Source organism: Stenotrophomonas sp. Steno-C17 (genome assembly GCF_056393165.1).
Genome location: NZ_JBWJPD010000021.1, coordinates 34,301 through 46,296, shown reverse-complemented (window position 1 = coordinate 46,296; position 11,996 = coordinate 34,301). Strand labels below are relative to the sequence as shown.

Sequence of the window (11,996 nt, the reverse complement as noted above, 5' to 3'; positions counted from 1 at the left end):
TCAGAGCCCTTTGCTGGCGCAAAGGGATTTGACCCCGGGCCCTGATCATCCATTTGGGGTCGGATCCCTTTGCGCCAGCAAAGGGCTCTGACCCCCGGCCCTGATCTACCCCAGCTGCTGCATCACGTACTCCACGAAACACTGCAACCGCGGCCGTGGCCTGCGGTCGGGCAGATAGATCAGGTGCATCGGCCGTGGCTCGGGCAGGTAGTCGCGCAGCACCGGCTTCAACCGGCCCGCGGCGATCTCGGCGGCCAGCAATGCGGTCGGCTGCAGCACCAGGCCCGCGCCGGCCACCGCCGCTTCGCGCAGCGCCAGGCCATCGTTGCTGCTCAACCGCGCTTCCCAGTCCACCTGTTCGCCGTTGGCCAGCTGCCAGCCATGGCCGCCGCGCCAGGCCAGGTGGCTCAGGCAGTCATGTCCGGCCAGATCGGCCGGCGTACGCGGTGTGCCGCGGCGGCGCAGGTAGGCCGGCGCCGCGCACAGGCTCATCGCATACGGCGGCAACGGGCGCGCCACGAGTTCCTGTGAAGGCAGCGGGCCGACCCGGATCGCCGCATCGAAGCCGTCTTCGATCAGGTCCACCCGGCGGTTGCTCAGGTCCAGCTCGATGTTCAGTTCCGGCTGTGCGCGCAGCAGACCGGCCAGCAGGGGCGCCAGTACGCAGCTGCCCCAGGTGGTGGGCGCGCTGATGCGCAGCAGGCCACGCGGCTGCCGCTGCAGGCCGGCCACGTCGGCCTCGGCCTGCAGCACCTGCTCCAGCACCTGGCGGCAAGCGGCCAGATAGGTAACCCCGGCGTCGGTCAACCGCTGGCGGCGCGTGTTCCGCTGCAGCAACGCACTGCCCAGGTGCGCCTCCAGCTGCTGGATGTACTTGCCCACCATCACCGCCGACACCTGCAGGTGCTCGGCGGCTGCAGAAAAACTGCCCCGGTCGGCCACGGCGACGAACGCCTGCATGCAGCGCAACAGATCCATTGCAAACCTCTGGTTAGCAATCAGCAAACGATAATCACCTTACCAAACCATCGGAACGGGGCGCAGACTGGGCACCTCCCCTCTTCGCCCCGGAGTCGCCATGAAGATCCTCCTCGTCGGTGCCAGCGGCACGCTCGGCCAGGCCGTTGCCCGCCACCTGGGCCAGCAGCACCAGATCATCACCGCCGGCCGCAACAGCGGCACCCTGCGCGTGGACCTGACCGATGACCGCAGCGTGGCCGAGCTGTTCGCACAGAGTGGCGCGCTGGATGCGGTGATCTCCACCGCCGGCAAGCTGCACTTCGGCCCGCTGCAGAGCATGACCGCTACGCAGTTCAACAGCGGCCTGCAGGACAAGCTGCTGGGCCAAGTGCGCCTGGCACTGGCCGCGCAGCATCACCTGCAGCCGGGCGGTTCGATCACGCTGACCAGCGGCATCGTCAGCGCGCAGCCGATCCGCGACGGTGCCAACGCCACGGCCGTGAACCAGGCACTGGAAGGCTTCGTGCGTGCCGCTGCACTGGAACTGCTGCCGCGCGGGCTGCGCATCAACGTGGTCAGCCCGAATGTACTGGTGGAATCAATGGAGGCCTACGGGCCCTACTTCCCCGGCTTTGAAGCGGTCACTGCGCAGCGCGCCGCGATGGCCTTCCAGCGCGCGGTGGAAGGCATCCAGAGCGGCGAGACGCTGACCGTCTGGTAGGCGCTGGCAGCAACGGATCAGCCCCAGCGCATGGGGCCATCGCCGCGCTGGCCCAGTACATCGTCGGGGTTGGCCAGCCGGCACCGCTTCAACGACAGGCAACCGCAGCCGATGCAGCCGGTCAGTTCATCGCGCAGCAGTTGCAGCATGTGGATGCGTTCTTCCAGCTCCTGCTGCCAGCGCGCCGACAACCTGGCCCAATCGGCCTTGGTCGGTGCCCGCCCCTGCGGCAGGGTCTCGAACGCGCGCGCTACCGCTTCCAGCGGCATGCCGACCCGCTGCGCCACGCGTATCACGGCCAGCCGGCGCAGCACGTCACGGGCGTAACGACGCTGGTTGCCTGCGGTGCGCAGACTGCTGATCAGCCCCTTGCGCTCGTAGAAGTGCAGCGCCGACACCGCCACGCCACTGCGTCGCGCCACCTCGCCCACCGCCAGTTCCGATTCCGCCATCGCTTGACCTCAACCTTGGTTCAGGTGCGATGCTGGCGCTTCCGCAGCACGAACACAAGCGCTGCACTGCTATCGTCTGCCGATGAACACCCCCTCCCCTGCTGCCGCGGCGCCTGCGCCCGTGGCCGACTCCATTCTTTCGCCTGCCCACCGCGCCACCACCGTCGGCATGGTGGTGCTGGTTGCATTGCTGGCCTTCGAGGCGCTGGCGGTGGCAGCGGCCATGCCCACCGTGGCCGAAGCGCTGGATGGCCTGCGCCTGTACGCACTGGCCTTTGGCGGAACGCTGGCCACCAGCGTGGTCGGCATGACCCTGGCCGGGCGCTGGGCCGACCGCGATGGACCGGCGCGGCCACTGTGGTGGGGCCTGGCCAGCTTCCTGCTGGGCCTGCTGCTGGCGGGCCTGGCCACGCGCATGGGCATGCTGGTGGCGGGGCGGTTGCTGCAGGGGTTGGGCAGCGGCGCCATCTCGGTGGCGCTGTACGTGATGGTGGGCCGCCACTATCCCGAGGCATTGCGGCCGAAGGTATTCGCCGCCTTTTCTGCCGGCTGGGTGGTGCCGTCGCTGGTGGGTCCAGCAATCAGCGGGCTGATCGTGCAGCACCTGGGCTGGCGCTGGGTGTTCCTGCTGGTGCCGTTGCTGGCGATACCGGCCGCACTGATGCTGCGGCCGGCCCTGGCCGGTCCGGCGCGCGTAGCAGCCTCTGCGGGCACGAATGCGGGCGAAGCCGATGACCGCGTGCGCTGGGCCAGCGGCGCGGCACTGGCTGCCCTGTTGCTGTATGTCGGCGGCCAGCAGCACGGCGCGGTGGCGCTGGCCTGCATGGCCGTGGCCGTAGTCGCGCTGCTGTGGTGCGCCCGCCAGCTGCTGCCGGCCGGCACGCTGCACCTGCGCCGTGGCCTGCCCAGCGTGATCGCCCTGCGCGGCGTAGCGGCGGCAGCTTTCTTCGCCTGCGAGGCCTACCTGCCGCTGCTGCTGCAGCGCGAGCGCGGGCTCTCGCCCAGTTGGGCCGGTGCGGTGCTCAGCCTGGGTGCGCTGGGCTGGTTCGCTGGATCGTGGCTGCAGGGCCACCAGCAGCGCGGCTGGTCGCGCCAGCGTCTGCTGCGGGTGGGCACGGTACTGATGAGCGTGGGCATCACCGCCACCCTGGCCGTGCTGTTCAACGTGGTACCGCTGCTGTTGGCGCTGGCAGGCTGGGCCCTGACCGGTTTCGGCATGGGCCTGATCTACGCCAGCCTGTCGGTGCTCACCCTGTCGCTGTCAGCGCCGCAGGAACAGGGCCGCAACAGTTCGGCGCTGCAGTTGAGCGAAGCGCTGTGCGTAGCCACGGCGCTGGCCGTGTCTGGCGCCTTGTTCGCGCTGTTCGTGGAACGCGCGCCGCACACCGGGTATGTGCTGTGCCTGGCAATCACCGTCGGCCTGGCAGTGTTCGCCAGCGTGGTTGCGCGGCGGGTGTAGTCGCTGTGCGGGGTCAGAGCCCTTTCCGCGGGAAAGGGATCTGACCCCGGGGTCGGATCCGTTTTCGCAGAAAACGGCTCCGACCCCACCACTCAAGGTCGAACAACCGGCCCCACGTCATCGATGTCCTGGTGCAGGATGCGCCGCACTTCCAGCACGGCCTGCGGTGTTTCCTGCACGCTGTGGCCGGAAATGATCACCTTCTCCGACAGCGCGCCCGGCAGGTGGGCGCTCCAGTACGGCACCAGCCCATCGTCGGATTGCTGCAACGGCAGTTCCGGTTTGCGCTGGGCAATGATCGAGTGGTACTTCAGGCCTGCCTCGATGGGCAGTTGCGCGGCGGCCTTCACGAACGGATCGCTGGCCTTCAGGTTGTCGATGCTGTTGGGAATCTTCGGCTTGGCGGTGCCATCGACCTGCTGTTCGGCCTGCGCCAGCGCCAGGAACACATCTTCGAACTTGCCCAGGATGGTCAGCGGCAGCCGCACCAGCCGACCGATCAGCCGCCCCACCTTGTTGCCGGCAATATCGGTGCCCTGGTGGGGCGCGGCAATGAAGATCGCGCGCTCGACATTGGGCTGCGCCTTGAAGTGCAGCAGCGGGCCCAGCTTGGCCTGCACCCGCTTCAACCGCTCGCCCTTCAGGTCGTAGCTGGCCAGCAGATCGTCCCACAGCACGTCACCGGAATCGCTGACCAGCAGGCGCCCCAACACGCCGCCCATGCTGTGGCCGATGTACACCATGTCCTTCGATGCCGGCGCGGTGCCCTGCGGATCGAAATGCTTCAGCGTGTCGTTGAACGCCGTTGCGATCTCATAGCGGTTCAGGGCAATGGGCGCATTGGTCGGGTAGTAGACCTGCCACACCTGAAACTGGCTGCGCAGCTCGGGGTCGCCCATGATCTCGTTGGCCAGGTTCACCCAAGCTTCCGGGCTGCTGGCCAGGCCGTGCAGCATGAAGATGATGCGGCGATTGGGGTCCCACGGCTGCATCAGGTAGATGTGCGGCTCGCCGATGCCTTCGCTCAGGCCGAACAGCGTGCGCAGCGACTGCCTGGCAAAACCACTCTGCGCCAGCCACAGACCATAGGCGGCGGTGAAGTTGCCGGCCAGCGGCACGCTCTCACCATGCAGGGTGATGCGCTCGGTGGCTTCCGGCGAGTACGCGTCCAGCTCCACCCGCCGCGTGCGCATCACATCTTCCAGCGAGTCGCCCTGGAAGCGCAGCAGCGCGGTCACGTTGATCGCCGACATCTCGCTGAATTCGGGCACGTCCGCCGCGCGCCCGCGCCGATGCGCCGATGCGTCGGCGGCGCCGTCGGCGCCCTGCACCTGCGGGCCGTCGGCGGCGATCACCGGCGCCACCAGCTTCGGCGGGTCCATCACCATCACCAGTTCGGCACCGAAGCCATCGCGACGGTACGTGCTGCGCAGGCCGACGAAGCTGACCGATCCGGCCGGCACCAGCTGCGCGGGAATGCTCTTCAACTGCAACTGCCCGTAGTTCGAGGCCAGGGTCCAACTGCCGGCCGACAACGGCTGGGTGTAATCCTCGCCGGCCAGCGCCGCGGCGCGGGCACGGGTGAACAGCACCACCGCCGCTTTTTCGGCCGCGTAGTTGTAGTAATCGCGCACCTGGGTCTGGCGATCCTCGAACGCGCGATCCGACGGCGAGCGACCACTGTGGAACAGATAGGCATAGCCGTAGCGCGCCGCCTCCAGCCACGCATCGAGCGCGGCGTCGCTCATCGGCACTTCGCCCTGCACGTGCTTCTTCGGGGTCAGCGCCAGCGCGGCCTTCACCCACAGCTCGGACAAAGTGGACAGCCGCTGCTCGACGTTCAGATCGTCGGTCATCAGCAGCGTGCTGCGGCAGACCAGGAAGTCCTTCTCGCACTGCGATTCATCCAGACCGGCAGCACTCAGGGTCTCGCGCGAGGCCGGGCTCAGCTTACCGGTGTTCAGCACATCCGAACGCTTGTTCACCAGCGAATCGCTGGATGCGACCTGCTTGACCGTCACCATCGCGCAGCCACTGCTGCCCAGCAGCAGGAACATCGCCAGCACAGCCGGCAGCAGACGCCCCGCGCCCATCATCGAACGCAGGCTCATGGCTGCTCATCCGGGCCGGTACCCGGCACGCCCTGGCGGATGACGCGGGAGAAGTTCTGCCCCGGCGCCATCTGCAGCGCGCGCTGGGTGATACGGCCCTTCGCGTGCAGTTCGGCGAAGGGCACGCCCGGGGTCAATGCGCCCACCTGCTGTGCATACTCGGCCAGGTAGCCCGACAGCAGCAGGCGATAGTCCAGCGGCAGACCCGGCGCGATGTGCCGCGCCAGATCGAACACGATGGTGGTGCAGTTGCTGGTGAGCGTGTTGTAGAACGCGGGCTTCGCATCCAGTTTCCGTGCCTCGTCCAGATACGCGGCGAACAGCGTTTTCAGCTGCGCGCGGTCCATGCCATGCAGGCGGTACAGATACACGTCCTCACCGCGCGCATTGGTGCGGGTGCGCAGGATGTCGGTTTCTTCAGACGCCACCAGGGTCATTTCGAAGCGGCGGAAGAAGCCGCCGATGGCCGAAAACGCCTCGCCGCGTTCCTTGCGGATTTCCAGCGAAAACACCAGGTAACGGCCATCGTCGAAACCGAACGACACCAGCGTGTGGGCGATGGCCGGGCCCATCCAGTACGACAGCACCAGATCGGCCGAACGCAGCTGATCCAGATCGTAGCGGCGCTGCACCCAGCGCGCGTCGTAGTCGGTTTCGCTGCGCCAGGTGAAGTCGCGCACGTTGTCCAGCACCACATGGCGGCCGTCGAACGAGGCCACGTGCAGGCGCTGGGCCACGTCGTCGGCCCAGTCGCGGTCCTGGCGCGGGGTCAGCAGCAGCCAGCCCAGCCCGGCCAATCCCAGGCAGGCGGTTACGGTGGCCGTCCAGCGGCGCGGGCTGCGGCCACGCGCCACCCGCCAGGCGGTGAAGCCGGCCAGCGCCAGCCACAGCGCAGCCACGCCTGCCGACAGCCAGCCCGGCCCCGGCAACTGATAGGCCAGCAGGCCGGCCACCCACAGCGCCAGCAGCGCCATGGCACATCCTGTCATCCAACGTCCTGCGGCTCTCACGGGCATCCTGTCGCTTGCGGGGGCGGCCTAGTTAGCCACAAGCGACCTGACCCTGGCATCTACAACGCGTTCAGCAAGTGCATACTGGCGCCCTGACCACAGCGCAGGACGCATGGATGGGCATCACTTCCGTCGCCGGGGTTCCGGTACAGGCACAGCACCGTGCCACCTGCCATTGCGGCACCGTCGAACTGCAACTGGACCTGCCCGAGGGCATCGTCGATCCACGCCGCTGCGACTGTTCCATGTGCCGGCGCCGCGGCGCGATCGTCGCCAGCGTGCCGCAGCAGGGCCTGCGGGTAGTGCGCGGGCACGCCCACCTGCGCCTGTACCAATTCAATACCCACGTGGCCGAACACTATTTCTGCGGCCTGTGCGGTATCTACACCCATCATCGGCGCCGCTCCAACCCCGACCAGTACGGCTACAACGTGGCCTGTCTGGAAGGCATCGATCCGTTTGCACTTGGGCTGATCCCGACAAATGATGGCGTGAACCACCCGGCAGACCGGACGCCCGCGCCGAACCCTCAGTGACGGCTTCGGCGTGTTGGCGGTGCGATCTTCTGCCAGGGCGCCATGCCACTGCGCCCGGCGCGTGCGGGACGTTTCAGCCAGGGCCGGCGCGGCGGCAACGGCAGGTCATCGGCCAACGGCGGTGAAGGCAGTGGGCGGCGGGGCCACAGCTGATCAAGCAACCACATGGCAGGTCTCCGTGGGGGACGGGGACGATCGACTCTAGGCCTGTGCCAGCATGCACCGCGTGAGTCCGCCGCGACATGCCGATGACAGCGGGGCGATTTCACGACGCCCGCCGACGATGGCCGCTACACTCCGCGCAACCGGCCAACGAATGGCCTCTCTGCAAGGATGCAACATGGACGTTCCCGCCCTGCGCCTGCGTGCGCTCTGTCTGTCGGTGCTGCTGGCCACCACGGCCCCCCTGCAGGCCGCCGAGCCCGCGCCCGCCGCCACCGGTCTGGAGCTGCAGGCCGAGCGCCTGCACGCGCTGACCGCGCTGGCTGATGCCGCCTCTGCGGGCAAAGTGCCTGACGACGATACCCTGGTCACCGCCATGATGATGACGATGGACATCGCCGACCCGGCCCTGGTGCCGCCCGGCAGCGCCGGCCTGGATGCCATGCTGGATCTGCTCGCCGCCTGCCGCAATGGCCGCCGGGCCGCCGAGCAGGTGGTGCGCCTGGCCATGGCCACGCCGGACCCGAACGGAACGCTGGGACGGATCTCGGTGGCGATCGATCGCACCGCCATCATGACCACCGCGTGCACCGCGCGGCAGATGGACATGCAGAGCCGCGAAATCCTCAAGCGCGGCCTCAGCAGCAGCGACGCCGTTCAACTGGAGGACATGCGGCAGATGGCCGAGGGTCTGCCGATCAAGATCGGCATGCTGGCGATGGGCGCGACCCTGACCGATCTGAATCCGAAAAGTCGCGCGCGTACCGAAGCCGATGCGCTGCCGATCCTGCGCGAAGCCGGTGCCGCGATGACGCCGTCGATGCGCCAGGCGGTGCTGGATGGCGTCGAAAAGACCCTGAAGGATGCCGACAGCAAGGGCCGCATCGACCGCGCAGCGCGTGCCCGCCTGCAGGCTGCCGTGCAGGACGCCGGTTGCACGGCCAGCTGCCAGTTGCTGAGCGCGCCGCCGCCGGCTACACCCTGACACGATCACGCCTGCGCGCTACGTTCCGGCGGCGCTTCAGACGCTGTCAACGGCCTCTGCCAGCGCCAGTCCACGGCGCCCCAGCAGCACCTGCAGCAGCAGCGCGCACGCTGCGGTCAGCACCGACAGCGTGCGCAGCAGCAGGGCCAGCGCCTGGCCACAGGCGTGTTGCAGTTCGGCCAACGTGGCATGCGGGAACCACGCCTGCGCACTTTCCAGATCACCGCTGGCCAGGTACATCGACGCCGATGCCGTGGCCTCTGGCCAGGCCGCTGGCAGGTGCCGCTCGATCAATGTCGCCAGCAGCGCCGTCACCGCGGCCAGTGCGATGCCTTCGCCGGCCACACGTACCGTGCCGAACATACCGGCCGCCATGCCGGCCCGCTGCACCGGCACCACGCTGACCGACAAGCCGTCCATCAGGCCCCAGGGCAACGCGGCGCCCGTGCCGATCAACAGCAAGGGCGCGATCCATTGCGCAGGCACCGGTGCAGCCGCGTGCCGCGACAGCCACCACAGGCCCTGCGCACACAGCAGCAGGCCCAGCGTGCACAACAGCGGGCTGCCGATGTACTGCGCACAGCGCGCGGCCAGCATCGGCAGCACCAGCAACGGGGCCGACAGCGCCAGCATCTGCAGTCCCACCACGCCCGTGCCCTGCCCGTGCACGCCCAGCAGCTGCAACGGCAACACCACCAGCAGCACCACGTAGCCGAAGCAGGTGGCGACCGGCAGCAGCTGCACGCCGACGAACGCACGCTGCGCGAACAACGACAGATCCAGCAGCGGCGAGGCCTGGCGCCGCTGCAACCCCACGAACAGCCACGCCAGCAGCGCGCAGGTGCCGGACGCCGCCCACACCCGCGCGCCGCCGATGCCCTCTTCGCCCAGCCACAGCAGGGCAAGCGTCAGGCTGGCCAGCATCAGACTGAAGACCGCCATGCCGGCCACATCCAGGCGCGCGCGAGCGCCGTGGCTTTCGCGCAGCAGGCGCGCGCCCAGCAGGCAGGCCAGCAGGGCCAGCACGCCGCTGCTGGCAAACACGCTGCGCCATCCCGCCCATTGCAGCAGCACACCGGCCAGCAGCGGCCCCAGTGCCAGGCCTGCACCGAAGGTCGTGCCCAGCACGGCGAACGCGCGTGCACGGCCGGGCCCCTGCCACGCGTCGGCCAATGCGGCCGTCCCCGCCGCCAGTGCTGCCGCCGCTGCCACGCCCTGCAGGCCACGCGCCACATCCAGCCACAGCAGATCGGGGGCCAGGCAGACGCAGGCGGTGGCCGCGGCGAACGCGGCGGTTCCGGCCAGGAACACGCGGCGGCGACCGAGCCGGTCCGCCAGCGCGCCGGCGGCCAGCAGCAGGCCACCAAAGGTCAGCATGAACGCATTGGTCACCCACGCCAGTGCCAGCGGCGAATCGCCGGGACCTGACTGCAGCGACGGCACCACCACCGCGCCTGCGGAAAAGGCCAGTGGCAGCGCGAGTGCCGCCAGGCACACGGCCAGCAGCGCGCCGCGTCCGGCAGCGGCGGGAAATTCCTGGGTGGAACGTGGGGCCATGCGGTCCTCCTTTCACGAAGGGCCGTGATGATGGGCATGCGCCGCCCCGGGAAAAACACACGGCAGGGACGTTGATTGCGGCCATCTGTTCCGTAATCATTCCCGCATGGATTCGATTTCCGCCCTGCTCGCCTTTGTCCGCACCGCCGAAGCCGGCAGCATCGTCGGTGCCGCACGCGCGCTGGGCCTGACCGCCTCGGCGGTAGGCAAACGCCTTGCCCGGCTGGAACAGGACCTGGGCGCGCGCCTGTTCCATCGCACCACCCGCCGCCTGCACCTGACCGAGGAAGGAGAGCTGCTGCTGCAGCGCTGCCGACGCGCACTGGATGAACTGTCCGAGGCGCAGGCCGATCTGGCCCAGCGCCAGCACGCACCACGTGGCCTGCTGCGTATCGGCCTGCCGACCATCGGCTACCGCTTCCTGTTGCCGGTGCTGCCCGGCTTCCAGCAACGCTACCCGCAGGTGCAGCTGGAACTGGAGTTCAACGACCGGCTGGTGGACGTGGTCAACGAGGGTCTGGATGCGGTGATCCGCAGCGGTGATCTGGCCGATTCCAGCCTGACGGCACGGCAGCTGGGCACGTTCCGCTTCATCGTCTGCGCAGCACCGCCCTTGCTGCGGGCGCATGGCTCGCCGCAGCGACAGGCGGACCTGCGGCACCTGCCTGCGGTACGTTTCCGCGTTCCCACCAGCGGTAAGCTGCAGCCGTGGACGCTACCGGGCCATAGCGGCGATGCCGCTGCCGACATGGCCACCGGCATGACCTGCAACAACATGGAGGCCGTGCTGGCAGCCGCCATCGGCGGCATGGGCGCGGCCTGGATGCCCGACTTCCTGGCCGCCGACGCGCTGGCCGCTGGCCGCCTGCAGGACGTGCTGCCGGCCGTGCCCCATCAACAGGGGCAGTTCTCGTTGCTGTGGCCAGGCAACCGGCAACCGAGTGCGCGCCTGCGGGTGTTCATTGATTACCTGGTCGAACACCTGTTCTGCGCTCGCTAGACTGTGCGGCCGTAGCGGAAACACGTGGGCGCATGGCAATCAAATACCCGGACGTACTGAAACTTCTTGCCGCGGACAAGCTGGTCGAAGCGATCGACAGCGACGTCAAGCGCTGCGCGCACTGGGCACGGCTGGGGCCGCAAGCGGCTGAGCGCGCGCAAGCGCAGATCGGTGCCGAGGTGATCGACACCCTCCTGCTGCGCTGGAACTGCATCCTGCACGCCGCCCCTGCCGAGGTTGCGCCGCTGTACATGCACAAGACTGTGCTTGCACTGGCCCTGTGCCTGCACCGGCAGGGCTTTGCCAACGCGCGGCTGACCGCTGATGCGATCACCGCCATCGCAGCCCTGAATGCCGCCGTGGCGTTGAACGACACCTTCCATCGCCGCAGCGCGGAGATCGAAGCGTTGCTGCGCAGTGCACCGCTGATGCCGACCCGGCGCCCTTCCGTGCCGAAGGCGAACACCGCCTGGCGCGCCGGCGATGTGGTCGGCATGCAGGTGGCCGGGCGTCATCACGCCTTCCACGTGCTGGAGGTCAGCCAGGATGCGCCGATCGTGGAGTTCTATGACATCGCGCAGGACACGCCGCTGGCGTGGGAACACCTGCAGGGTGTAAGGGCCCGCGGCGAGCGGCTCAACGACGGCCGCGACTATGTGGACCGCCACGCCTTGTACGGCCTGCAACAACAACCCGACCCCGCCCACCAGTTCCGGCTGCTGGCCAGCGGCATCGCAGAAGGCCCGGACAACACACACCTCGCACGGCACTCCGGCCTGTACGCGGTCAGCGATATCTTCCGCATGACGCGCCAGTTGCTGCCCTAGCCGCGCAGATGCACCGCCCGCCGCCCCTCCCCAGGAGCGTGCGCACTGCCCCCCGGCAGGCGCAACCGACATGTCCGCAACAAGACGCGGACAGGCGGCGGGCGATGCGGGTTGGCGTACCGGACAACTCTGGACTGACCGGCGGACCGTCATGATCCCCACACATCGCCCACCATGGACAGCGGTTCGCGGCAACCAGGCACGCCGTCCTTGACG

The 11,996-nt window shown here is 68.7% G+C and carries 11 protein-coding genes; 6 read left to right on the top strand and 5 right to left on the bottom strand.

Translation table 11 applies throughout. The features are described from left to right. Window positions 1–105: 105 nt before the first annotated feature. Window positions 106–978 (bottom strand): LysR family transcriptional regulator, encoded by an 873-nt coding sequence (locus tag AC06FA_RS16925; RefSeq protein ID WP_478069307.1) that lies wholly within the window; start codon window positions 976–978, stop codon window positions 106–108. A gap of 100 nt (window positions 979–1,078) precedes the next feature. On the opposite strand from AC06FA_RS16925, the gene AC06FA_RS16920 reads away from it, so the two are divergent. Continuing rightward, window positions 1,079–1,681: a short chain dehydrogenase gene (locus tag AC06FA_RS16920; protein ID WP_478069306.1), complete on the top strand. Its 603-nt coding sequence runs from the start codon at window positions 1,079–1,081 to the stop codon at window positions 1,679–1,681. 17 nt (window positions 1,682–1,698) lie between these two features. Here AC06FA_RS16920 and soxR read toward each other — a convergent pair whose 3' ends face one another. Continuing rightward, window positions 1,699–2,133: a redox-sensitive transcriptional activator SoxR gene (gene soxR / locus AC06FA_RS16915; protein ID WP_108748775.1), complete on the bottom strand. Its 435-nt coding sequence runs from the start codon at window positions 2,131–2,133 to the stop codon at window positions 1,699–1,701. 82 nt (window positions 2,134–2,215) lie between these two features. Here soxR and AC06FA_RS16910 point away from each other — a divergent pair, with 82 nt between their 5' ends. Then, window positions 2,216–3,592, top strand: a complete 1,377-nt coding sequence (locus tag AC06FA_RS16910; protein WP_478069305.1) for an MFS transporter — start codon at window positions 2,216–2,218, stop codon at window positions 3,590–3,592. Window positions 3,593–3,684: 92 nt separating this feature from the next. Here AC06FA_RS16910 and AC06FA_RS16905 read toward each other — a convergent pair whose 3' ends face one another. Together AC06FA_RS16905 and AC06FA_RS16900 are read right to left on the bottom strand one after the other, a co-directional pair. Continuing rightward, window positions 3,685–5,703, bottom strand: a complete 2,019-nt coding sequence (locus AC06FA_RS16905; RefSeq protein WP_478069304.1) for an esterase/lipase family protein — start codon at window positions 5,701–5,703, stop codon at window positions 3,685–3,687. Continuing rightward, window positions 5,700–6,677 (bottom strand): Lnb N-terminal periplasmic domain-containing protein, encoded by a 978-nt coding sequence (locus tag AC06FA_RS16900; RefSeq protein WP_478069303.1) that lies wholly within the window; start codon window positions 6,675–6,677, stop codon window positions 5,700–5,702. Before AC06FA_RS16900 ends, AC06FA_RS16905 begins: the two co-directional genes overlap by 4 nt. A 152-nt stretch (window positions 6,678–6,829) precedes the next feature. On the opposite strand from AC06FA_RS16900, the gene AC06FA_RS16895 reads away from it, so the two are divergent. Continuing rightward, window positions 6,830–7,249, top strand: coding sequence for a GFA family protein (locus tag AC06FA_RS16895; protein WP_478069302.1), 420 nt, complete (start codon window positions 6,830–6,832; stop codon window positions 7,247–7,249). Between the two features lie 340 nt (window positions 7,250–7,589). Next, on the top strand, window positions 7,590–8,396 hold the full coding sequence (locus AC06FA_RS16890; protein WP_478069301.1) for a hypothetical protein: 807 nt from the start codon (window positions 7,590–7,592) through the stop codon (window positions 8,394–8,396). Between the two features lie 36 nt (window positions 8,397–8,432). Here the strand turns inward: AC06FA_RS16890 and AC06FA_RS16885 are convergent, their stop codons facing one another. Continuing rightward, window positions 8,433–9,953, bottom strand: coding sequence for an MFS transporter (locus tag AC06FA_RS16885; protein WP_478069300.1), 1,521 nt, complete (start codon window positions 9,951–9,953; stop codon window positions 8,433–8,435). 106 nt (window positions 9,954–10,059) lie between these two features. On the opposite strand from AC06FA_RS16885, the gene AC06FA_RS16880 reads away from it, so the two are divergent. Then, a complete protein-coding gene (locus AC06FA_RS16880; protein ID WP_478069299.1) occupies window positions 10,060–10,953 on the top strand; it encodes a LysR substrate-binding domain-containing protein in 894 nt (297 codons plus the stop codon). A 32-nt stretch (window positions 10,954–10,985) separates the two neighbouring features. Further along, complete coding sequence (locus AC06FA_RS16875) at window positions 10,986–11,780, top strand: hypothetical protein (protein WP_478069298.1); 795 nt, start codon at window positions 10,986–10,988, stop codon at window positions 11,778–11,780. The last annotated feature ends 216 nt before the right edge of the window (window positions 11,781–11,996 follow it).